Here is a 21,866-nt window from a genome sequence, read left to right on the forward strand (position 1 = left end):
GAAATCGCCGATCAGGGGGTGGGCACGGCCATGAGGAGGGCATCGACGATCTGTGCGCTCGTGATGTTCTCGGCGGCGGCTTCGAAGTTGAGCTGGATGCGGTGGGCGAGCACTCGGTGGGCGAGGTCCTTGATGTCTTCGGGGATGACGTAGTTGCGGCCGCGGATCATCGCCAGAGCCCGTCCGGCGTTCGTGAACGCGATGGAGGCACGCGGGCTGGCGCCGTATTCGATGAACGGGGCGAAGCGGCCGAGGTACTTCGTCGTATTGCGGGTGGCGTGGACGAGTTCGACGAGATAGCGGGTGATGGCCGGGTCGATGTAGACGGTGCGGGCATAGCTCTGCATGGTCACGACATCGTCGAGCGTGCAGGCCGGATCGGGCACCGACTCCTTGTCGAAGACCCCGGAGTCGAGACGGGAGAGGATCTCGACCTCCTCGCCGGGGTTCGGGTGGGTGAGCAGATCCTTGATCATGAACCGGTCGAGCTGGGCCTCGGGCAGCTGGTAGGTGCCCTCCTGTTCGATCGGGTTCTGCGTGGCCATGACGAGGAAGGGGCGGGGGAGTTCGAAGCGTTTGCCGCCGATCGTCGTCTGCTTCTCCTGCATGGCTTCGAGCATCGCCGACTGGGTCTTCGCCGACGACCTGTTGATCTCGTCGAGGAGGACGATGTTCGCATGCACCGGACCGAGCACGGTGTTGAACGACCCTTCGTGCGCGTTGTAGATCTGCGAGCCGATGATGTCGGCCGGCAGCAGATCGGGGGTGCACTGGATGCGCGAGAACTTTCCGTCCACGGCATTGGCCAGAGCGGCAGCCGCCGTGGTCTTCGCCAGCCCGGGCACGCTCTCGAGCAGGAGGTGTCCGCTGGAGAGGAGTCCGATGAGCAGTGATTCGCGCAGTCGCTGCTGCCCGACGACGAAATGGTCGAGGTAGGACTCCAGGGCCTTGAGGATCGTCTGTGCGTGTGCGATCTCCTGCGTGTTCGCCGGTGCCGTTGCCGTCATGGTCCCTCAGTCTCTCGGTGTCACCGGTTCCTCGGTGCCACGTGTCTTGCGGTGTCACTGTGGTCGTCAGTCACGCAGTGCGGTGCGTTTCTGTGGTCTCCAGCATATTGGCTGGCACTGACACGCAACAGCCGAGAACGTTGCAGTGCTGACACACTTCGACCGCGTCCCGGTCTGCTCCCGGCGGCCAGCCACCCTCCGTTCACGGCGGGGCCATCTCATGTCAGGACCGAGCTGTAGCGTCGGTGGGACCGACAGACAGATGGGAGGAGGTGCTGTGATGATCGCCTCCGCTGCGACGTGACCGGCACCGCATGGAGGAGGTCGAAATCGTCGATCGAGGGTTTCGCGACATGCCCACAGGCAAAAATTTTTCCTGTGGAAAGCGGTGGAAAACGGAGGTGGAGAATGGGTCGAAAATCGGCTCGGAAGCCGCCGATGCCAGCGTCCGCGCAGGTGATCGAACTACACGAGTGTCGTTCACAGCCTGTGGACGATTGTGGACGGTGACGACACAGGGTGTGGAACCTTCAAATGACACTGGTGTAACACTGGATATAGGGGTAGGGTCTAACCAGAACACAACATCTAGTGGTCACCCCTGAGCCTGCGCCTCGTGATATTCATCATGATCGCGCAGTTGACGGGACACGGTCACAGCCATCAAAATGCCGAACTGCACAGCAGAATGAAGGAGTCGTCATGATCACCGTGTACACCAAGCCAGCTTGCGTCCAGTGCAACGCCACCTACCGTGCTCTCGACGCCAAGGGCCTGAAGTACAAGTCGGTCGATCTCAGCGTCGACGAGAACGCCCTCGATGTCGTCAAGGCGATGGGCTACATGCAGGCTCCCGTCGTCGTCACCGACAACGACCACTGGTCGGGCTTCCGTCCGGACAAGATCGCCACCCTGACCGGCGAACAGTCTGCGTCCGTCGTGGCCTGACAATGCTTCTGGTCTACTTCTCCGCCAACTCCGAGTACACGCACCGCTTCGTTGCGAAGCTGCATCACCCGGCAGTGCGGTTGCCGACGTTGACCAAGGAGCCGACGCTGCGAGTGGATGAGCCATTCGTTCTCGTCACCCCCACCTACGGGGCCGGTCGCAATCGCGGGGCCGTTCCCAAGCAAGTCATCAAATTCCTCAATGTCGAAGAGAACCGGCGTCATCTGCTCGGCGTCATCGGCGCCGGAAACACGAACTTCGGCGAGGACTTCTGCCGAGCGGCCGTCAAGGTCGCGGCAAAGTGCCAAGTACCCCTCATGTATCGAGTCGAACTCCTGGGCACTCAGGAGGATGTCGACGCTGTAAACCTAGGATTGGACAAACTGTGCGCGAGCTCGCTGAAGACCGCAATGTAGAGGACATCATCCGCGAAGAGACGGATCTGGATTACCACGCGCTCAACGCGATGCTGAACCTGTACGACGAGGACGGCAGGATCCAGTTCGAGCGTGACAAGCAGGCTGCCCGGCAGTACTTCCTGCAGCACGTGAACAACAACACCGTCTTCTTCCACAACCTCAAGGAGAAGCTCGACTACCTCGTCGAGAAAGACTATTACGAGCCCGAGGTCCTCGAGCAGTACTCCTTCGAGTTCATCGAGCAGCTGTCGACGCGCGCCTACGATCAGAAGTTCCGCTTCCAGACCTTCCTCGGCGCCTTCAAGTTCTACACCTCCTACACGCTGAAGACCTTCGACGGAAAGCGCTACCTCGAACGCTTCGAGGACCGCGTCGTCATGGTCGCTCTCTTCCTGGCGCGCGGAGACGAGGCGCTGGCCACCCAGCTCGTCGACGAGATCATCTCCGGTCGCTTCCAGCCGGCCACCCCGACGTTCCTCAACGCCGGCAAGAGGCAGCGCGGTGAACTCGTCTCCTGCTTCCTGCTGCGCATCGAAGACAATATGGAGTCGATCGGCCGCTCCATCAACTCCGCTCTGCAGCTGTCCAAGCGCGGCGGCGGTGTGGCCTTCGCGCTGACGAACATCCGTGAGTCCGGTGCCCCGATCAAGAAGATCGAGAACCAGTCCTCCGGCGTCATCCCCGTCATGAAGCTGCTCGAGGACTCGTTCTCCTACGCCAATCAGCTCGGAGCCCGTCAGGGTGCTGGTGCCGTGTACCTGCACGCCCACCACCCCGACATCTACAACTTCCTCGACACCAAGCGCGAGAACGCCGACGAGAAGATCCGGATCAAGACCCTGTCCCTGGGCGTTGTGATCCCGGACATCACCTTCGAACTGGCCAAGCGCAACGAGGATATGTACCTCTTCAGCCCCTACGACGTCGAGCGCGTCTACGGTGTGCCCTTCTCCGACATCAACGTCACCGAGAAGTACACCGAGATGGTCGACAACGCGGCGATCAAGAAGAAGAAGATCAACGCCCGCGAGTTCTTCCAGACTCTGGCCGAGATCCAGTTCGAGTCCGGCTACCCGTACGTGATGTTCGAGGACACCGTCAACAAGGCGAACCCGATCGACGGCAAGATCATCATGTCCAACCTGTGTTCGGAGATCCTCCAGGTCTCCGAACCCAGCAAGTACGACGATGACCTCGGCTACGACGTCGTCGGCAAGGACATCTCCTGCAACCTCGGTTCGCTCAACATCGCTCTGACGATGGACTCGAGCAACTTCGGTCAGACCATCGAGACCGCGATCCGCGGGCTCACCGCCGTCGCCGAGACCTCGGATATCCAGTCCGTGCCCTCGATCGCCCGCGGCAACGACATGTCGCACGCCATCGGTTTGGGACAGATGAATCTCCACGGCTACCTGGCTCGGGAGCACATCTACTACGGTTCCGATGAGGGTCTGGACTTCACGAACATGTACTTCTACACCGTCGCCTACCACTGCGTGCGGGCGTCGATGGAGATCGCGAAGGAGCGCGGTGAGACCTTCGCCGGCTTCGAGCGTTCGAAGTACGCCACCGGCGAATACTTCGACAAGTACACCGACGAGGTCTGGCAGCCGCGCACGGCTCGGGTGGCCGAGCTGTTCTCGGAAGCGAACGTGCACATCCCGACTCAGGATGACTGGCGCGAGCTCAAGGCCGCTGTTGCCGAGCACGGCATCTACAACCAGAACCTCCAGGCCGTGCCGCCGACCGGTTCGATCTCGTACATCAACAACTCGACCTCGTCGATCCACCCGGTGGCTTCGAAGATCGAAATCCGCAAGGAGGGCAAGGTCGGTCGCGTGTACTACCCGGCCCCCTTCATGGACAACGACAACCTGAAGTACTACCAGGATGCCTACGAGATCGGCTACGAGAAGATCATCGACACGTACGCCGAGGCCACGAAGCACGTGGACCAGGGCCTGTCGCTGACGCTGTTCTTCATGGACACCGCCACCACACGTGACATCAACAAGGCGCAGATCTACGCCTGGCGCAAGGGAATCAAGACCATCTACTACATCCGGCTCCGGCAGCTCGCTCTGGAGGGCACGGAGGTCGAAGGCTGCGTCTCCTGCATGCTCTGATCAATGGAATCGGCGGATCGATGTGAATCGGTCCGCCGGCTTCATGCGGACCCCACGCCACCGGCCGGACGCGCATATGACTTTCGTATGCCGCGCAGACAATCGCGCAGACGAATCGTACTCACGACGAACAGCACTTTGGGAAGAGAGAAAGCGTTGGAGAATCTGACTCTGGCATCGCACGTCGATGCCATCAACTGGAACCGCGTCGTCGATCCGATCGATGATGAGGTCTGGGACCGCCTGACCGGCAACTTCTGGCTGCCGGAGAAGGTCCCGCTGAGCAACGACATCCAGTCCTGGGCGACTCTGACCGACGATGAGAAGACGCTGACGATGCGCGTCTTCACCGGTCTGACCCTGCTCGACACGATCCAGGGCACCGTCGGTGCGATCTCGCTCATCCCGGATGCGGTGACCCCGCACGAAGAGGCAGTGCTGACGAACATCGCGTTCATGGAGAGCGTGCACGCGAAGTCGTACTCCTCGATCTTCTCGACCCTGTGCTCGACGAAGGAGATCGACGAGGCCTTCCGCTGGTCGCGTGAGAACAAGTACCTGCAGTCCAAGGCCGATATCATCCTCAGCTACTACCGGGGTGACGATCCGCTCAAGCGCAAGGTCGCCTCGACGCTGCTCGAGTCCTTCCTCTTCTATTCCGGCTTCTACCTGCCGATGTACTGGTCGGCCCATGCGAAGCTGACGAACACCGCTGACCTCATTCGTCTGATCATCCGCGATGAGGCCGTGCACGGCTACTACATCGGCTACAAGTACCAGAGGGGTCTGGAGTCGCAGTCCGAGGAGCGCAAGCAGGAGCTCAAGGACTACACGATGAACCTCATGTTCGAGCTCTACGAGAATGAGGTCGCCTACACCCACGACATCTACGATCCGGTGGGGCTGTCGGAGGACTGCAAGATGTTCCTCCACTACAACGCCAACAAGGCGCTGATGAACCTCGGCTACGAGGCGATGTTCCCCAAGGAGGTCACGAAGGTCAATCCCGCGATTCTCGCGGCGCTCTCGCCCGGCAGCGATGAGAACCACGACTTCTTCTCCGGCTCGGGTTCGTCCTACGTCATCGGCAAGGCCGAGAACACCGAAGACGACGACTGGGACTTCTGAGCCTTCGCACCACAGATACCTAAACGGCCCATCCAAGCATGTTTGCTCGGATGGGCGTTTCACCATTGGCGATGAGAGTTTACATCGTGAATGGCAGACGCCCACCCGCTGCGTAAAACCCGGCAGCAAGTGGGCGTCTACTCAATCAGTCCGGATCAGGCCCTGATGGGCCGTGCTGATCCCTGCAGATCAGGGTGACCTCGTTGGAGGTCAGGCGGCGGCCATCGGCGTGATCTCACGCAGCGAAGTGCCGGTGAACAGCACAACGCGGCCGGTCGCATCCTCGATCGTGATCTCACCAGGAGCCTGACGGCTGATCCGGGGATCGATCATTCCTGCGTGTGCGAGTCCGCGCTGGACCCACTGTGGGAACTCAGACATGGTTCCCTCCTTTCTTCAATTGTGAATAGCAGGCAACGACGCGCGCTATTCTTCAGGTTCTCAAGTCGGCGATTGGGTGGTCGCCATGGGGATCTGCGAGTCGAAGCGACACAGTGTCCGGAACATTCATCTGCAAAGTCGAACCGTGATCGGGGCCTACGACCTCAAAAGCTTGTCGTCAGGAGCAACGCAACGATCGGTTCGATGAATGCGGACAACTTCGAACGCAAAGAAACAGCATAGCGCGCCCAAGCTCGGATTGTCCACCTGAGCGCAGAGTCGACGAATCAGGACAACGAAAACCTCGCCGAGGCGGCGCCCCGGATTCCCGAAATCCTCGCCGAGGCGGCGCGAAATATCCTTATCGTCGCCCCTGCATGCGCGCCCGCAGACGTGCCCACAGCACCACGGTGAGGACGAAGAGGACCACTCCGCCGGCCAGGAGGCCGAGCGCGAGGGGGTTGTCCAGTGCCGCACCGACGGTCTGGGCGGCCATCGGCGGCTCCGACTCATCCGTCACTTTGGACTCCGTCTTGCCGTTCGCATCCATTTCCGCACCACCAGCATCACTCGAGCTGCCGGTGGCGGTGGGGTCCGCCTCGGCGGTGGCCTGAACTCCGACGGGAACAGTCTGCAGCGATTTGGGGTCTTCCTGGGCGAAATCCCATTCGAGCAGGTCGACTGCGACCTGCCGGGAGTTGTTGTCGATGCCGAGCATCGTCGTGACCACACGGTGCCCGTCACGTTCGGCCACGGCCACATACGAGCCCTTCGCGGCCCGGGTGAATCCGTTCTTCAGACCCAGCCCACCGTCGACCTGCCCGACGATCTTCGTGTGGTTCTGGATCTCGTAGCCTTTGAACTTCTCCTTCGTCTGCGGGTTCTTCCCGCCAGGGAATTTGAAGGTTTCCGTTCCGATGACCTTCATGAGGTAGTCGTCCTCGCAGACGGCCCACGCGAGCTTCATGAGGTCCTCAGCGGTCGTGTACTGGCCTTTCGCGTCCAGCCCCGAGGTGTTCTTCGCCTGCGTGTTCGACATTCCCAGTTCCGCGGCCTTCTCGTTCATCAGCTTCACGGCCTTGTCCTGCCCGCCTGCTGCCCGCCCCAGAGCATTCGCGGCATCATTGGCGCTCGACATCAGCATCGCGTGGAAGAGCAGATCGATGGAGTACTTGTTTTTCTGCATGAGTCCGACCTTGGTCCCGTCGATCTCCATATCCTCGAACTCGGCGGTGACTTTCTTCTCCTTGTCGTCGAACTCGTCGACGAGCGCCAGAGCCGTGAGCAGCTTGATCGTCGAAGCCGGAGCGTGCCGCTTCTCCACATTCTTCGCCACGTGCAGCTCCCCGGAGTCGAGGTCGCCCACGAGCCAGGACGTGCCCGTCGGCTTCGGCGGCTTCGCCCCATCACTGAGGTCGCCGGGACTGACGTACGCCGGTGCCGTCGATTGCGCCGGCTCGGGCACCGCCTGCGCGGGCGCGGGGGAGTGGATGAGCTGGGCCGCGAGCACGAGCAGTGCGGCGGCAAAGCCGATGACGCTCAGCGACAGGGTGCGTGGTGAGGAAGCAGTCGAGCGGTGGAAACGCATGCGCCCCAGTCTACTTTCGTCCCAAGCTGTGCGTCCTCAGGTTTCCCTCACCCGCACCGAGGCGGGACCACTTCCGTGAAAGCACGGTTGAAGTTGAATAGCACATGTTCAAATCAGTGCTGTCTGCCTTCAATCGAGCTTTTGAGGAAGTTGTCCGCCCGGGACAGACGAAAGCGGCCCCGCACCGTGTGGTGCGGGGCCGCTGCAGTCTGTCTCAGACTGACGCGATCAGAAGGCGCGCTGGAGGATCGCCTGCTTCACCTCGGCGATGGCCTTGGTGATCTCGATGCCGCGAGGGCAGGCCTCGGTGCAGTTGAAGGTGGTGCGGCAGCGCCACACGCCTTCCTTGTCGTTGAGGACCTCGAGGCGCATGTCTCCGCCTTCGTCACGCGAATCGAAGATGAAACGATGCGCATTGACGATCGCAGCCGGACCGAAGTACTGGCCGTCGGTCCAGAACACGGGGCACGACGAGGTGCACGCAGCGCAGAGGATGCACTTCGTGGTGTCGTCGAATGCCGCACGCTGCTCGGCCGACTGCAGACGCTCACGCGTGGGCTCGTGGCCCGAGGTGACGAGGAACGGCATGACCTCGCGGTACGACTGGAAGAAGGGCTCCATGTCGACGATCATGTCCTTCTCGAGCGGAAGGCCCTTGATCGCCTCGACGGTGATCGGCTTGGACGTGTCGAGGTCCTTGAGCAGCGTCTTGCAGGCCAGGCGGTTGCGGCCGTTGATGCGCATCGCATCGGAGCCGCAGACGCCGTGGGCGCAGGACCGGCGGAAGGACAGCGAGCCGTCGATCTCCCACTTGATCTTGTGGAGAGCATCCAGCACACGGTCGGTGCCGTACATCGTGACGTTGTATTCCTCCCAGTGTGCCTCGGAATCGACCTCGGGGTCGAAGCGGGCGATCCGGAAGGTGCAGTCGAAGGACGGGATGGTTCCGCCTTCGCCGGACACGTGTGTCGGCAGGTCGATCTTCGACGCTGGCTCTGGGGTGGTATCGGTGCTCATCAGTACTTACGCTCCATCGGCTGGTAACGGGTGACGATGACGGGCTTCGTCTCCAGACGCATGCCCTTGATGCCGTCGGTCTCCGCTTCGGGATCGAGGTAGGTCATCGTGTGGTGCATGAAGTTCTCGTCGTCACGATCCGGGAAGTCCTCGCGGAAGTGTCCTCCACGCGATTCCTTGCGGTGGATGGCGGCGACAGAGATGACCTCGGCGAGCTCGAGCAGGAAGCCGAGCTCGACGGCCTCGAGCAGATCGAGGTTGTACCGCTTGCCGCGGTCCTGGATGCCCACGTTGTTGTAGCGTTCGCGCAGCTTCGCGATCTCGTCCAGAGCAGACCGGAGAGTCTCGTCGGTGCGGAACACCTGGACGTTGGCGTCCATGAGGTCCTGCAGGTCCTTGCGGATGGCGGCGATGCGTTCGGTGCCGTCCGAGGTGCGCATCTTCTCGAGCATCTCGACGACCTCGGTCTCCGGGTTCTCCGGAAGCTCGACGAACTCAGCGGTCTTCGCATATTCCGCGGCGGCGATGCCGGCGCGCTTGCCGAAGACGTTGATGTCGAGCAGCGAGTTCGTGCCCAGGCGGTTCGAGCCGTGCACGGACACGCAGGCGACCTCACCGGCGGCGTAGAGGCCGGGGATGACGTTGTCGTTGTCCGCCAGCACTTCGGCCTTGATGTTCGTCGGGATGCCGCCCATCGCATAGTGCGCGGTCGGGAAGACCGGCACCGGCTCCGTGTAGGGCTCGACACCGAGGTAGGTGCGAGCGAACTCGGTGATGTCGGGCAGCTTCTCGTCGATATGCGAGGGCTCGAGGTGGGTGAGGTCGAGCAGGACGTAGTCCTTGTTCGGTCCGCAGCCACGGCCTTCACGGACTTCGTTGGCCATCGAACGGGCCACGATGTCACGCGGGGCGAGGTCCTTGATCGTGGGGGCGTAGCGCTCCATGAAGCGCTCACCCTCGGAGTTGCGGAGGATGCCGCCCTCACCACGGGCAGCCTCGGACAGGAGGATGCCCAGGCCGGCGAGGCCTGTGGGGTGGAACTGGAAGAACTCCATGTCCTCCAGCGGGATGCCGCGGTTGTAGGTCACGGCCATGCCGTCACCGGTCAGGGTGTGCGCGTTCGACGTGGTCTTGAAGACCTTGCCGACACCGCCGGTGGCGAAGACGACCGACTTGGCCTGGAAGACGTGGATCTCGCCGGTGGCCAGTTCGTAGGACACGACGCCGGCGGGACGCTTGACCCCGTCGACCTCGGTCATGACGAGGTCGAGGACGTAGAACTCGTTGTAGAACTCCACGCCGTGCTTGACGCACTGTTGGTACAGGGTCTGGAGGATCATGTGACCGGTGCGGTCAGCGGCATAGCAGGAGCGGCGCACGGCGGACTTGCCGTGATCGCGGGTGTGCCCGCCGAAGCGACGCTGGTCGATCTTGCCCTCGGGGGTGCGGTTGAACGGCAGCCCCATCTTCTCGAGGTCGAGGACGGCGTCGATGGCTTCCTTGGCCATCACCTCGGCGGCGTCCTGGTCGACCAGGTAGTCACCGCCCTTGACGGTGTCGAAGGTGTGCCATTCCCAGTTGTCCTCTTCCACGTTCGCCAGTGCGGCGCACATTCCGCCCTGGGCGCGCCGGTGTGCGAACGGGTGGGGTAGAGCTTGGTGAGAACGGCGGTGCGGGCACGCTGGCCCGACTCGATCGCCGCACGCATGCCGGCGCCGCCGGCGCCGACGATGACGACGTCGTAATGATGTACCTGCATGTTTCTCCTTTAGGCCTTGCAGAACTCAGCCAGGACCGAGGGGTCCGCTCCGGCCGGGCAGGGATCGAACGTGAAGATGACGAGCGTGCCGAGCACGATGACGATGACCGAGGCGATGTAGAGGATCACCTGCAGAGCCATGCGTGTGCCGGGCTTCTCTGAGTAGTCCATGATGATGGTGCGCAGACCGTTGGTGCCGTGCAGCATCGCCAGCCACAGCATGAGCAGATCCCAGATCTGCCAGAACGGGCTGGCCCACTTGCCTGCGACGAAGCCGAAGTCGATGGCCTGGACGCCGTCGCCGGCCCACAGGTTCACGAACAGGTGGCCGAAGATGAGGATGACGAGCACGACGCCGGAGATGCGCATGAACAGCCATGCGAACATCTCGAACTTCGAACGCGTCGACTTGTGCCGGGAGTAGCCGGTCCGCGGAGCCGGAATGGATGTTGTGCTCATGTCAGCCTCCGAAGGTGTGCATCAGCTGGCGGGGAATGAAGGCGATCATGATGATGAGCCACACGATCATGACTCCCCAGAACAGCTTCTTCTGATTTTTCGGGCCACTCTTCGAGAAATCGACGAGAATGACGCGCAGACCGTTGAACGCATGGAATGCGATTGCGGCGACGAGCGCGATCTCACCGAATGCCATGACCGGTGTCTTGTAGGTTCCGATCACTGCGTTATAGGCCTCGGGCGAGACGCGGACGAGGGCAGTATCGAGCACGTGGACCAGAAGGAAGAAGAAGATTCCGACGCCTGTGACGCGATGCGCGACCCAGGACCACATTCCTTCGTTTCCTCGGTACAGAGTGCCCGTAGACGCTTTGGCCACGGAGCATCCTCCATCTTGAATATTCGGGTGTGTACGTCTAGAAACTACGCCGAAGACCGCTTCCGTGCCAGTCGAGACACGGCTGAGCGTCCCGGATCACACGACAACCCTGGCAATTCCCTCAAAACTGGGATTTCGCGTCTCACGGAATTTCATTTACATCACAATCGTATGCGCTAAATTGTTTCGCTACCGTCCTGACCTGGACGGCCCCGGAACAAGGGCAGACCATCACCGAGGCGGCCCTGAGGTGGGGATCTCCCCACCGGAGCCCTAAGGATCGGCTCATCCGACACGGCGGGCAACCTCGGTGAAGGCATGCCCGAACTCTGAGACACTGAAATCGTGAACACGCACTTCCACGCCATCATCCCCGCCGGCGGATCCGGAACGCGCCTGTGGCCGCTGTCTCGCCGGGCGACGCCGAAGTTCCTCCACGATGTCCTCGGCCTCGGCCGCAGCCTCATCCAGGCCACCTGGGACCGGGTCGCGCCGATCGTCGGCGAAGACAGGGTCTGGGTGGTCACCGGTGAGAGCCACTTCGATCAGGTCGCCGGACAGCTGCCGCATATCGCCCGCGGCCAGATCATCACCGAACCCTCCCCGAAGGATTCCGCGGCGGCCATCGGACTGGCCGCCATGCTCATCGCCCGCGAGGATCCCGAGGCCATCGTCGGATCGTTCTCCGCGGACCATTCGATCACGAATGTCGACGAATTCCGCCTCGTCATCGACCAGGCCGTCGCGGCCGCGGAGACCGGGGACATCGTCACGATCGGCATCATGCCGCGCAATCCCGCCACCGCCTACGGCTATATCGAGACCGGCGACCTGCTCGGCCTCGACGGGCGCCCACGGCCAGGCGTGCGTTGGCCTTCGCAGAGAAGCCGGAGGCGAGCACGGCTCGTCAGTATGTGAACTCCGGCCGCTACCGCTGGAACGCAGGTATGTTCATCGCCAAGGCTTCATCCCTTCTCGACATCCTCGCCGAGGAGGACCCCGCCCTCTACTCCGGACTGGCCCGGATCGCTGAGGCCTGGGACACCCCCGACCACGACGAGGTCCTGCCCGCCGTATGGCCCGGACTGGAGAAGCGGGCCATCGACTATGTGGTGGCCGAGCCCGCAGCCGCGGCCGGTCGGGTCATCGTCATCCCCGGTGACTTCGGCTGGGACGACGTCGGCGACTTCGACTCGGTGGCCCGACTGCGCCAGCCGGTGCCGGGGGAGCCGCGGGGAGTGATCTCGATCGGCGGGAACACCGATCTCCTCGAAGTCGATGCCTCGGGGGTCGTCTTCTCCGAAGGCCCGCGGACGGTGGCGATCGTCGGACTCGAAGACCTCGTCGTCGTCGACACCGACGACGTTCTGCTCATCACCTCGCGCTCACACGCTCAGGATGTGAAGAAGGCCGTGTCCGTCGCCGGTGAGCGCGGACTCGACGAACTGCTCTGAGCCGCGGGGCCGCTCCTGGTGTGAGGGGTCTTCGCTCCGGCCGGCCGTCTCGGGGCGGGGTGTCTCGGCTTCGGTCCGCCGCCCCGGCGTTCGGGGGATCGAAGCGCGAAGTATGTCGAAATTGGTCGCAATGGGCACATTTATGACATCGAGTGCCTAGCATTGCTTGAAATGTTCGACATCGCCCATCCCCGACCTCCCCGCACTGAAGGACCCGACGTGATCAGCTCGACAATCGCTGAGATCGGTGCTGAACTCATCGATTTCCGCCGCGACATCCATGCCTATCCGGAACTGTCCTTCCAGGAGTTCGCGACCACCGACAAGATCGTCGCCCGACTCGAGGCCGCCGGACTCACGCCGAAGCGCCTCGACGGCACCGGAGTCGTCTGCGACGTCGGCGAAGGCCCAGTGGCCGTGGGGCTGCGGGCCGATATCGACGCCCTGCCCGTCGACGACCTCATCGATGAGGAATTCCGTTCCACCGTTCCCGGCGTCGCCCATGCCTGCGGCCACGACGTCCACCTGACCTCACTCATCGGTGCCGGCATCGCCCTGCAGAAGATCCACGAGACCCGCCCCGGCGGACTCGGCGGACGCGTGCGTCTGATCTTCCAGCCCGGCGAGGAAGTCACCCCCGGTGGGGCGCTGCGCGTGATCTCCCAGGGCGTCCTCGACGACGTGCCCGAGGTCTACGCCGTCCACTGCGACCCGAACGTCGACATCGGGAAGGTCGGATCGCGCATCGGCGCCATCACCGCAGCCGGCGACACCGTGATCATCCGCCTCTCCGGTCACGGCGGCCACACCTCACGCCCGCACCTGACCGAGGACCTCGTCTACGCGCTCGGCAAACTCGCCACCGACCTGCCCTCGACTCTCGGTCGCCTCATCGATCCGCGCCACGCGATCTCGCTGGTGTGGGGTGAGATCAGCGCCGGTCACGCCGCGAACGTCGTCCCCAGCGAGGGGATCCTGCGCGGAACCCTGCGCTGCCTCGACGTCGACGGGTGGAATCAGGTCGCTGAGGTGCTGCCCGAGCTCGTCGATCGCATCGCCGGACCCTACGGGGTCGAGGTCGACCTCGAACATCGCCGAGGCGTCCCTCCGGTGGTCAACACCGAAGACCAAGTCAGCCTCATCGAATCGGCGGTCCGCGGGGAACTCGGTGAGAACTCCGTGCAGCTGACCCCGCAGTCGATGGGTGGTGAGGACTTCGCCTGGTACCTCACCCACTGCCCGGGAGCGCTCATCCGTCTGGGCACCCGCACGCCCGGCGGCATCACCTACGACATCCACCAGGGTGATCTGCTCATCGATGAGCGAGCCGTGGAGATCGCCGCCCGCGTATTCACAGCCACCGCGCTCAAGGTCCTCGACCGGGACCGCTGATTACCCGGCCGGGGTGCCGGGCCGATAATCTGGATGCCATGAGCCACGCAGCCCACAGCACCTCCATTGCTGCCTTAGCCGCGGTGGGCACCCTGGTGCTGACCGGCTGCTCCGTCTCTGCTCCCGAAGCCCTCGAAGAGGAGCGACTGGGCTGCCTCGTCTCGGCACCGGCCGGCTTCGACGATCACTCCGCCGGTGCTCTCACCCTCGAGGAGACGGAACTGGCCCGTGGCGCCGGGGTCTTCTCGGGCACCTCGAGTCAACGCGTCTCGAGTGGGTCGGCCACCTCGGGGGCACTGGATCGGATGAACCGACAAGACTGTGCACTGACCACGGTCATCGGGCCCGGCGGAGCAGACGAACTCGCGGACTTCGCCGCCGCGCACCCCGACGACCTGTTCCTCGGAGTCTCCAGCGGCACAGACGACCTGCCGAAGAACGTGCTGAGCATGGATTTCGACCTCGTCCCGCCGGCGTTCATCGCCGGCTACACCGCGGCCACTGCCTCCGAGACAGGGAAGGTCGGCGTCGTCGTCTCCCACGGGTTCCCGCAGTCCGAACGCATTCTAAATGCCTTCGACGCCGGCGTCGACCTCTACAACAAGGAGAAGGACGAGGACCTGCCGAAGGCGGAGTCCTACCGTCCCTCCTCGGGTGGGGCCGCCTCGGCGAGCGGTTCGCCTCGGACGATCGACGACACCCGCAAAGCGGGGAAGGAGTACTTCGAACGGTCCTTCGACGTCGACGTCGACGTGCTCGTTCCCTTCGGGTCGGCGGCCGCGATGGGGGTGGTCACCTCGGCGGAGGAGAAGCGGATGAACCTGACCACGGCCACGGAGGCACCCGAGGGCGACGACGAAGGACCGAGCCTGCCGAAGATCGTGTGGTACGGAACAGCGGGCGGATTCTCCAAGACGATCGTGGCCAGCGTGGAACCGAACGTGCGCCGTGGACTGCGCACGATGTTCCCCGATTGGCCGCAGAGCAAGAACCCCGACGAGGTCGCCCCTGCGCCGAAGACCGGGCCCGAGGAGATCGGCGGCTTCCGCATCGCCGACCGCCACTACTGGGGCACCCTCGACAACGGTGGAGTGCGCATCGTCGCCGAGGACGGATTCCTCTCCCGCGTCTCCGATGCCGGTCGCGGGATCACGGACCTCAGGGAGCGGATCAAGAGCGGGGAGATCGACCCGGAGAAAGGATGAGGGGCTCAGTCGTCATCGGATAAGCTGAGACGGTGATGAATGTACCCGCCGGCGTCGCATCGGACGACCCCATCCTGCAGCTGCCCAAAGTCTCCCTCCATGATCACCTCGACGGCGGTCTGCGCCCGTCGACGATGATCGAACTGGCCGACTCGATCGGTCACACCCTGCCCGCCTCCGATGCAGAATCGCTGCGCAGATGGTTTTCGGAGTCCGCGAATTCCGGTGATCTGGTCCGCTACCTCGAGACGTTCTCGCACACCGTGGCGGTCATGCAGAGTGAGGACAACCTGCGCCGTGTGGCCAAGGAATGGGTCCTCGACCAGGTGGCCGACGGAGTCTTCTACGCCGAGGCTCGGTGGGCTCCCGAACAGCACCTCGAGGGCGGACTCGAGCTCGACGCCGTGGTCGAAGCCGTCCAGGCCGGTCTCGAAGAAGGTGTCTCCGAGGCCGCGGCCGACGGCAGGTACATCCGCGTCGGACAGCTCATCACGGCCATGCGTCAGGCCGACAACTCGCTGGCGATCGCCGAATTGGCCATCCGCCATCGTGAGAAGGGTGCGGACTCCGGTATCGTCGGCTTCGACATCGCCGGACCCGAGAACGGATTCCCGCCGTCCGCGCATCTCTCCGCCTTCAACGCCCTGCACCAGGCGTATGTGCCGGTGACGATCCATGCCGGAGAGGCCGCCGGCAAAGAATCCATCCACGAGGCGGTCACCATCTGCCACGCCCAGCGTCTGGGCCACGGCGCTCGCATCGTCGAGGACATGGACATCGTCGACGGTCAGGGTCAGCTCGGCAGCCTCGCCGCCTGGGTCCTCGACCAGCAGATTCCGCTGGAACTGTGCCCGAGCTCGAACCTGCAGACCGACATCGGCGGCACCATCGCCAGCCACCCGATCACGGGACTGAAAGACCTCGGCTTTGCGGTCACCATCAACCCGGACAACCGGCTGATGTCCGGCACATCCGTGTCGCGTGAGATGCGCCTGCTCGTCGACGAGGCCGGCTGGAACCAGACCGACCTCGAATGGGCGACGGTCAACGCCATCACCGCAGCCTTCATGCCGCTGGATGTGCGTGAGCGCATGCTCGACGAGATCCTCATCCCCGGATTCGCCCGGGTGACCATTTGACCGCACGCAATGACCGGGCCGCAGGCACCGGCGCTTCACCGGAGCCTGAGGGACACGGCGTTCCCACACCGCGGGCGATGCTGCTGCCTGTGACGGTCCTCGGCATTCAGGCGTTGGCCCTGGTCGGGTCGGCGGTGTCGTTCATCATCACGGCGGTCACCGCCGGACCGTTGGCGACCTCGCTGATCGGCCTGGCCGTCATGTTCTTCATCTTCGCAGCCGGTGTCGGTGCCGCGGCCCGCGGCGCCTGGCGTCTGCACAGGTGGGCGCGTCCGGCGGCGATCGCCTTCGAGCTGCTCGTCATCGTCTTCGCCTTCAGCGTCATCGCGGGGTCCCTGTGGCTGGGGCTCGCCTGCCTGGTCACCGCCATCGCCGTGCTCTTGGGCTTCTTCCTGCCCGCCGTCGTCGAGGCCTACAACCGCGCCCTGACCGACTGAGCGGGTTTAAGCGGGTCCTCGTCCGGATGTAGGTCGTTATCGGATACTTTCGAGCGAGAGAAGTATCCGATACCGACCTGAATTCTGCGCTGGGTATCCGATGGCGACCTGCGTTCTTTCGAATTCGAGCCATTGCAACCACCCACCACCGGTGGGCGAATCCGTTAAGTGTGCCAAGATTGCCCAAAGACAGCGTCAGAATGGCAATCTGCGCACACTTAATTCTTGTCAGCGGTGCTGGCTGGGCGGATTCCGACCGACAGCGCCGTCCGCAGCGCGCCAGCGGCTGCCGGCCGGCAGCCTCACAAGGGCGGCGGCGACCATTTCTGGACGCTCGCGGCCTGCGAGGCGATGAGTCTCGACGGTACGGCTGAGATGACGGCGTTGCGCAACCCTGCCAACAGCGGCGATTCGAGCTGGAGCACCTGCCCCATGAGGCGGGACTTCTGCGCGATCGACTGCGTCCGTGGCCGACGCAGTGACTCATAGCGCTGCAGCGCCGCCTCGAGCTCGGCACGGTCCTCCGCACTGTTTCCTGCACGACCGCGCGCGAGCAGCGGAGCGAGCAGGACGGTGAGCGTCGCCGCGTCCTCGAGGGCCTGCCCTCCACCCTGACCGAGGTTCGGCGTCATCGCATGAGCGGCATCGCCGATGAGCACGACACGGTCACGATGGAACCTGGCCAACCGGCGGGAGAGGTCGGAGATCGCGGTGCGGCGGACCTCCTCGGCGGGGGTGGCGGCGATGAGATCGGCGATGGGGGAGTGCCAGCCCGTGAACATCTGCTCGACGGTGGCCTTCTCGTCGGCGAAGACCGCGTCCTGCGGCATATTCGCCACCGCGAACCAGTAGACGCGGCCGTCGGCCAACGGGGCGATGCCGAAGCGGCGCCCGTGTCCGACCGATTCCCCGGCTTCACCGGACAGATCCACCGGCACCGAGGTGATGCCCCGCCACGCGGAATACCCGGAGTACCGCGGTGCGATCGTCTCTCCTTCGACGACGGTGCGGGTTCGGCTGTGCAGACCGTCGGAGCCGATGATGAGGTCGAAGTGCTCGGATACTGCGGAACCGGCGGACCCGGGTTCTTCGACGGTCAGCGTCCCGTCGGTGCCGGTCACGGTCGCCTCGGAGTCGGTGTGCACCGTCCCCGGGGTCAGAGCGTCGAGGAGTATGCGGTGGAGATCGGCACGGTCGACGATGCGCAGGGCACCGACCGCATCGTTGGGCACTTGAGCGATCCAGCGCCCGTCGGCGAGCCGCTGACCTGCGGCGAAACCTTCGACACCGGCGTCGGTCACGGCATCGAACGCCTCGCTCAGACCCAGGGTCTCCAGAGCGGCTAGACCGTTGGCGAAGATCGACAGACCTGAACCACCGGCTCTGACCTCGGATGCGCGTTCGAACACGGTCACCTCGGCGCCCGCTCTCTGCAGGCCCACGGCCACCGAGAGTCCGCCGATTCCAGCTCCGATGACGGCGATCTTCATAGAGTCATCGTCGCACGCAGGGCGTCGACTGGCGAGAGGCGGCGGGCGCGAAGCGGAACGGAGTGACTACTGGAGGAACTCTCCGCAGGCTTCGGTGAGGAAGTCGCCGGCGACTCCGCCCTCTTCGCCGAGGCTGATGGCGGTCTTCTGGATGCCCCACCACACGCGCGGCGAACCGCCCCACTGCTGGCGGAACTCTTCGCGGCGGCCGGGATCCTCGGCGAGGTCGTCGGCGGCCAGGGCGATGCGGTCCTGAGCGTCATCGGCGGTGCAGCGCTTCTCGTCGTTCGGGCCCTTCGGGTCGAGCTCGGGGATGTCTGCGTCGTCGACGGTCTTGAGTGTGTACGCCGAGTTGCCGATCTCCTCGACGTCGAAGGTGCCGTGGATGAGCAGGAACGGGGAGGCACCGTCATCGACGTTCTTCGCATCGACGGTGACACTGACGCTGTCCGGACTGTCGGCGGTCACGGTCGTCTCTCCGGACTCGGGAACCTCGGGATTGCCGGTGTGCACGTAGACCTTGAGGTAGGCCTCGGTCTTCTTCTCGGCCGCCTCGGCGAGGCCCTGCCACAGCGGGTCGGTGTCCTTCGCGCCGCCGGGGGAGGAATCGACGACGGACACTTTCGGCGCATCGTCGGGCGTCTCGATCGGGGTGACCTCTTCCTTGCTCACCGAGGGGCGCGGCTGCGGGCGGGTCTCTTCGGGGGTCGACACGCAGGCCGTCGTCGTGGCAGCAATCGCAGCGGCAGACAGCAGGGCAAGGGGGCGAAGTCGCATGGTTCCTCGTGGTGTCATCAGCGTCCAGGTGGTATCGCGTCCAGCCTAATGCGCGGGATGGTCCGAGCCCGGGTGGACGCGCGGCGGGGCGGCGAAAGCGGCGGGCGCGGGCGCTCAGTTTGGGACCCAGCCCAAGGTCTCAACGCTGACGAACCTCGGCGATGAGTTCGCGCAGTCCCTTGAGCTGAGTTCCCGAGGCATCGAAGTTCGCTTCGTCAAGCCACGCTTCGTAGGCAGAGCGCAGCGCCGGCCATTCGCCGTCGATGATCGAGAACCATGCGGTGTCGCGGTTGCGGCCCTTGTACACGAGGTGCTGACGGAAGACCCCTTCGAAGGTGAAACCGAAGCGTTCGGCGGCCTTCTTCGACGGAGCATTCGCGTCATCGCATTTCCACTCGAACCGACGGAAACCGGAGGAGAAGGCGAGATCGGCGCAGAGGTACAGCGCCTCGGTGGCCGCCCGAGTCCGCGACAGTGCCGGGCCCCAGAGGATGTGCCCGATCTCCATGACGCCGTTGGCCGCATCGATGCGCATCAGCGCCTGCCGGCCCTCGGCCCGACCGTTGGATCGGTCCACGACGGCGAAGAAGAGGGGATCGGAGGAGTCGGCCGCCTCGGCGATCCAGGAATCGAAATCCCCGCGTTCGGTCTGCGGCGTCTGGGGCAGGTATCGGAACCGATCGTCGATCCCCTCTGCGGTCGACACCGCGGCGAAGAGGCTATCGCCGTGATCGGCCGCATCGAGCGGTTCGAGGTCGACATACCGACCATGGATCGTCTCTCGCCGAGGCGGCTGTGCGCCCTGGAAATTCCTGAGGTCGTCGTGCATGGCTGAGTCCTCGTCGTCGGGGTTCGTGGTGGGGCAGATGTGACAGGAGACCGGTTCAGTCCTCGCCGCCGTCGAAACCGGTGGACAGCTCCCGCAGCAGTGCGGCCAATTTGCGGCTGCCGGCGGGGGTGAGGCCGCTGAGGATCTCCCGCTCCTTCACGAGCAGATCCGCCAGGGCGGAGTCGACCGTGGCGCGGCCGCTGTCGCTGAGCTGGACGAGCACCCCGCGTCGATCACCGGGATCGGGACGGCGATCGACCCACCCGCGAGCGACGAGTCGGTCGATGCGATTGGTCATGGTGCCGCTCGTGACCAGTGTCTCCTGCAACAGTGTCGAGGGGGAGAGCTGATAGGGCTCGCCGGCTCGGCGGAGGGCGGAGAGCACATCGAAGGCCCACCCCTCGATGCCGTAATCGGAGAAGCTCGACTTCCGTGCCAAGTCCAACTGCCTGGCCAGCCGCGAGACTCGGGAGAGGATCTCCATCGGGGAGACGTCGAGATCCGGACGCTCACGTCGCCAGGCTGCGACTATTCGATCCACTTCGTCCATGAATCGATTTTACGTCCATATCAAGAATCTTGAGCGCAAAGATACTTTTTGACGAGAGATTCCTTACGCTCAGGGTCCATTTAACCTGCAAGGTTGGATGGACGGGTGCGTTTGGGAATATGGTTGTCCTTGGTTGTTGCATCCGTCAACGAACCTGCAGGGGCCAACCACCCGGCAGCAGAAACGAAGGAAAACACGTGGATCTTTTCGAGTATCAAGCACGTGACCTGTTCGAGAAGCACGGAGTGCCCGTGCTCAAGGCCCAGGTCGCGACGACGCCAGAAGCAGCGAAGAAGGCAGCCGAAGACCTTGGCGGCGGTGTCGTCGTCGTCAAGTCGCAGGTCAAGATCGGCGGCCGTGGAAAGGCCGGCGGCGTCAAGGTCGCCAAGAACCCCGATGAGGCCGAGGCTCGCGCCAAGGACATCCTGGGACTCGACATCAAGGGCCACATCACCGAAAAGGTGATGATCGCCGAGGGTGCCGACATTGCCGAGGAGTACTACTTCTCCGTCCTCCTCGATCGGTCCAACCGCACCTATCTGGCCATGTGCTCGAAGGAAGGCGGCATGGAGATCGAGCAGCTGGCCGTGGAACGTCCGGAAGCGCTCGCCAAGATCCCCGTCTCCGCTATCGACGGCATCAACGATGCCAAGGCAGCAGAGATCGCCGAGGCGGCCGGCTTCGATGCCGACACCGCCGCGAAGGTCGCCCCCGTTCTGACCAGCCTGTGGACCGTCTTCGAGAAGGAAGACGCCACCCTGGTCGAGGTCAACCCCCTGGTCAAGACCGGTGCCGGTGACATCATCGCCCTCGACGGCAAGGTCTCGCTCGACGACAACGCCGACTTCCGCCAGAAGGAGCACGAGGAGCTGCGCGACATCAGCGCAGAGAACCCGCTGGAGCTCAAGGCCAAGAAGCTCGACCTCAACTACGTCAAGCTCGACGGTGAGGTCGGAATCATCGGCAACGGCGCAGGACTGGTCATGTCGACCCTAGACGTCGTCGCCTACGCAGGTGAGAACCACAACGGCGTCAAGCCCGCGAACTTCCTCGACATCGGAGGCGGCGCCTCGGCTGAGGTCATGGCCAACGGACTCGACGTCATCCTCGGCGATGATCAGGTGAAGTCCGTCTTCGTCAACGTCTTCGGCGGAATCACCGCCTGTGACGCCGTGGCCGACGGCATCGTCAAGGCCCTCGAGATCCTCGGCGACCAGGCCACCAAGCCGCTCGTCGTCCGCCTCGACGGCAACAACGTGGAAGAGGGACGCGCCATCCTCCAGAAGGCCGCGCACCCGCTCGTCACGCTCACTGACACGATGGACGGTGGAGCCGACAAGGCCGCCGAACTGGCTGCTGCCAAGTAAGGAAAGGTCTTT

The 21,866-nt window shown here is 63.9% G+C and carries 19 protein-coding genes and 2 pseudogenes; 10 read left to right on the forward strand and 11 right to left on the reverse strand.

What is annotated here, in order from left to right; translation table 11 throughout:
- Window positions 1-11: 11 nt before the first annotated feature.
- The gene (locus AC2W7L_RS08305) at window positions 12-1,007 is read right to left on the reverse strand and encodes an AAA family ATPase (protein WP_486004074.1); all 996 of its coding nucleotides are present in this window, start codon (window positions 1,005-1,007) and stop codon (window positions 12-14) included.
- Between the two features lie 702 nt (window positions 1,008-1,709).
- Between AC2W7L_RS08305 and nrdH the strand changes: the two genes are divergently transcribed.
- From nrdH to nrdF, 4 genes are all read left to right on the forward strand, one after another.
- A complete protein-coding gene (gene nrdH, locus AC2W7L_RS08310; RefSeq protein ID WP_025778731.1) occupies window positions 1,710-1,955 on the forward strand; it encodes a glutaredoxin-like protein NrdH in 246 nt (81 codons plus the stop codon).
- A gap of 2 nt (window positions 1,956-1,957) precedes the next feature.
- Window positions 1,958-2,371, forward strand: a complete 414-nt coding sequence (nrdI, locus tag AC2W7L_RS08315) for a class Ib ribonucleoside-diphosphate reductase assembly flavoprotein NrdI (RefSeq protein WP_486004075.1) — start codon at window positions 1,958-1,960, stop codon at window positions 2,369-2,371.
- Window positions 2,372-2,376: 5 nt separating this feature from the next.
- On the forward strand, window positions 2,377-4,503 hold the full coding sequence (nrdE, locus tag AC2W7L_RS08320; protein WP_228281888.1) for a class 1b ribonucleoside-diphosphate reductase subunit alpha: 2,127 nt from the start codon (window positions 2,377-2,379) through the stop codon (window positions 4,501-4,503).
- Window positions 4,504-4,659: 156 nt separating this feature from the next.
- On the forward strand, window positions 4,660-5,631 hold the full coding sequence (gene nrdF, locus AC2W7L_RS08325; protein WP_167198072.1) for a class 1b ribonucleoside-diphosphate reductase subunit beta: 972 nt from the start codon (window positions 4,660-4,662) through the stop codon (window positions 5,629-5,631).
- Between the two features lie 210 nt (window positions 5,632-5,841).
- Here nrdF and AC2W7L_RS08330 read toward each other — a convergent pair whose 3' ends face one another.
- The 6 genes and pseudogenes from AC2W7L_RS08330 to sdhC all read right to left on the reverse strand — a co-directional run bounded on the left by AC2W7L_RS08330 (window position 5,842) and on the right by sdhC (window position 11,214).
- On the reverse strand, window positions 5,842-6,012 hold the full coding sequence (locus AC2W7L_RS08330; RefSeq protein WP_155807412.1) for a hypothetical protein: 171 nt from the start codon (window positions 6,010-6,012) through the stop codon (window positions 5,842-5,844).
- Window positions 6,013-6,373: 361 nt separating this feature from the next.
- Window positions 6,374-7,600: a D-alanyl-D-alanine carboxypeptidase family protein gene (locus tag AC2W7L_RS08335; RefSeq protein ID WP_486004076.1), complete on the reverse strand. Its 1,227-nt coding sequence runs from the start codon at window positions 7,598-7,600 to the stop codon at window positions 6,374-6,376.
- Window positions 7,601-7,828: 228 nt separating this feature from the next.
- The gene (locus tag AC2W7L_RS08340) at window positions 7,829-8,617 is read right to left on the reverse strand and encodes a succinate dehydrogenase iron-sulfur subunit (protein ID WP_264799289.1); all 789 of its coding nucleotides are present in this window, start codon (window positions 8,615-8,617) and stop codon (window positions 7,829-7,831) included.
- A pseudogene (gene sdhA / locus AC2W7L_RS08345) lies at window positions 8,617-10,376 on the reverse strand (succinate dehydrogenase flavoprotein subunit). The gene AC2W7L_RS08340 and the pseudogene sdhA overlap by 1 nt, the downstream one beginning before the upstream one ends.
- Window positions 10,377-10,385: 9 nt before the next feature.
- Window positions 10,386-10,835: a succinate dehydrogenase hydrophobic membrane anchor subunit gene (locus AC2W7L_RS08350; RefSeq protein WP_062243580.1), complete on the reverse strand. Its 450-nt coding sequence runs from the start codon at window positions 10,833-10,835 to the stop codon at window positions 10,386-10,388.
- 1 nt (window position 10,836) lies between these two features.
- The gene (gene sdhC / locus AC2W7L_RS08355) at window positions 10,837-11,214 is read right to left on the reverse strand and encodes a succinate dehydrogenase, cytochrome b556 subunit (protein ID WP_092011973.1); all 378 of its coding nucleotides are present in this window, start codon (window positions 11,212-11,214) and stop codon (window positions 10,837-10,839) included.
- 345 nt (window positions 11,215-11,559) lie between these two features.
- Here sdhC and AC2W7L_RS08360 point away from each other — a divergent pair.
- From AC2W7L_RS08360 to AC2W7L_RS08380, 5 genes and pseudogenes are all read left to right on the forward strand, one after another.
- A pseudogene (locus tag AC2W7L_RS08360) lies at window positions 11,560-12,668 on the forward strand (mannose-1-phosphate guanylyltransferase).
- A 219-nt stretch (window positions 12,669-12,887) separates the two neighbouring features.
- Window positions 12,888-14,060 carry an amidohydrolase gene (locus AC2W7L_RS08365; RefSeq protein WP_486004077.1) on the forward strand — a complete coding sequence of 391 codons (1,173 nt, stop codon included), beginning with the start codon at window positions 12,888-12,890 and terminating at the stop codon, window positions 14,058-14,060.
- A gap of 38 nt (window positions 14,061-14,098) precedes the next feature.
- Window positions 14,099-15,265 (forward strand): BMP family lipoprotein, encoded by a 1,167-nt coding sequence (locus AC2W7L_RS08370; RefSeq protein WP_486004078.1) that lies wholly within the window; start codon window positions 14,099-14,101, stop codon window positions 15,263-15,265.
- Window positions 15,266-15,300: 35 nt separating this feature from the next.
- Complete coding sequence (locus tag AC2W7L_RS08375; RefSeq protein WP_486004139.1) at window positions 15,301-16,404, forward strand: adenosine deaminase; 1,104 nt, start codon at window positions 15,301-15,303, stop codon at window positions 16,402-16,404.
- Entirely contained in the window at window positions 16,401-16,841 is a 441-nt protein-coding gene (locus AC2W7L_RS08380) for a hypothetical protein (RefSeq protein ID WP_486004079.1), read from the forward strand. Before AC2W7L_RS08375 ends, AC2W7L_RS08380 begins: the two co-directional genes overlap by 4 nt.
- Before the next feature lie 302 nt (window positions 16,842-17,143).
- On the opposite strand, the gene AC2W7L_RS08385 is transcribed toward AC2W7L_RS08380, so the two are convergent.
- From AC2W7L_RS08385 to AC2W7L_RS08400, 4 genes are all read right to left on the reverse strand, one after another.
- A complete protein-coding gene (locus tag AC2W7L_RS08385) occupies window positions 17,144-18,331 on the reverse strand; it encodes an FAD-dependent monooxygenase (protein WP_486004080.1) in 1,188 nt (395 codons plus the stop codon).
- A gap of 66 nt (window positions 18,332-18,397) precedes the next feature.
- Window positions 18,398-19,108 carry a hypothetical protein gene (locus AC2W7L_RS08390; protein WP_486004081.1) on the reverse strand — a complete coding sequence of 237 codons (711 nt, stop codon included), beginning with the start codon at window positions 19,106-19,108 and terminating at the stop codon, window positions 18,398-18,400.
- Between the two features lie 139 nt (window positions 19,109-19,247).
- Window positions 19,248-19,937 carry a GNAT family N-acetyltransferase gene (locus AC2W7L_RS08395; RefSeq protein ID WP_486004082.1) on the reverse strand — a complete coding sequence of 230 codons (690 nt, stop codon included), beginning with the start codon at window positions 19,935-19,937 and terminating at the stop codon, window positions 19,248-19,250.
- Window positions 19,938-19,992: 55 nt separating this feature from the next.
- The gene (locus AC2W7L_RS08400) at window positions 19,993-20,487 is read right to left on the reverse strand and encodes a MarR family winged helix-turn-helix transcriptional regulator (RefSeq protein ID WP_486004083.1); all 495 of its coding nucleotides are present in this window, start codon (window positions 20,485-20,487) and stop codon (window positions 19,993-19,995) included.
- Window positions 20,488-20,684: 197 nt separating this feature from the next.
- Between AC2W7L_RS08400 and sucC the strand changes: the two genes are divergently transcribed.
- Complete coding sequence (gene sucC, locus AC2W7L_RS08405; RefSeq protein WP_139908545.1) at window positions 20,685-21,854, forward strand: ADP-forming succinate--CoA ligase subunit beta; 1,170 nt, start codon at window positions 20,685-20,687, stop codon at window positions 21,852-21,854.
- Window positions 21,855-21,866 lie beyond the last annotated feature (12 nt).

This window comes from Brevibacterium sp. LAARM3_SD1 (assembly GCF_057364765.1).

What these genes read in the sequence shown, in the direction of transcription:
- AC2W7L_RS08305 (WP_486004074.1), bottom strand. Translation starts at nt 1,007, where the DNA reads ATGACGGCAACGGCACCGGCGAACACGCAGGAGATCGCACACGCACAG.
- nrdH (WP_025778731.1), top strand. Translation starts at nt 1,710, where the DNA reads ATGATCACCGTGTACACCAAGCCAGCTTGCGTCCAGTGCAACGCCACC.
- nrdI (WP_486004075.1), top strand. Translation starts at nt 1,958, where the DNA reads ATGCTTCTGGTCTACTTCTCCGCCAACTCCGAGTACACGCACCGCTTC.
- AC2W7L_RS08330 (WP_155807412.1), bottom strand. Translation starts at nt 6,012, where the DNA reads ATGTCTGAGTTCCCACAGTGGGTCCAGCGCGGACTCGCACACGCAGGA.
- AC2W7L_RS08335 (WP_486004076.1), bottom strand. Translation starts at nt 7,600, where the DNA reads ATGCGTTTCCACCGCTCGACTGCTTCCTCACCACGCACCCTGTCGCTG.
- AC2W7L_RS08340 (WP_264799289.1), bottom strand. Translation starts at nt 8,617, where the DNA reads ATGAGCACCGATACCACCCCAGAGCCAGCGTCGAAGATCGACCTGCCG.
- AC2W7L_RS08350 (WP_062243580.1), bottom strand. Translation starts at nt 10,835, where the DNA reads ATGAGCACAACATCCATTCCGGCTCCGCGGACCGGCTACTCCCGGCAC.
- AC2W7L_RS08370 (WP_486004078.1), top strand. Translation starts at nt 14,099, where the DNA reads ATGAGCCACGCAGCCCACAGCACCTCCATTGCTGCCTTAGCCGCGGTG.
- AC2W7L_RS08375 (WP_486004139.1), top strand. Translation starts at nt 15,301, where the DNA reads ATGAATGTACCCGCCGGCGTCGCATCGGACGACCCCATCCTGCAGCTG.
- AC2W7L_RS08385 (WP_486004080.1), bottom strand. Translation starts at nt 18,331, where the DNA reads ATGAAGATCGCCGTCATCGGAGCTGGAATCGGCGGACTCTCGGTGGCC.
- AC2W7L_RS08390 (WP_486004081.1), bottom strand. Translation starts at nt 19,108, where the DNA reads ATGCGACTTCGCCCCCTTGCCCTGCTGTCTGCCGCTGCGATTGCTGCC.
- AC2W7L_RS08395 (WP_486004082.1), bottom strand. Translation starts at nt 19,937, where the DNA reads ATGCACGACGACCTCAGGAATTTCCAGGGCGCACAGCCGCCTCGGCGA.
- AC2W7L_RS08400 (WP_486004083.1), bottom strand. Translation starts at nt 20,487, where the DNA reads ATGGACGAAGTGGATCGAATAGTCGCAGCCTGGCGACGTGAGCGTCCG.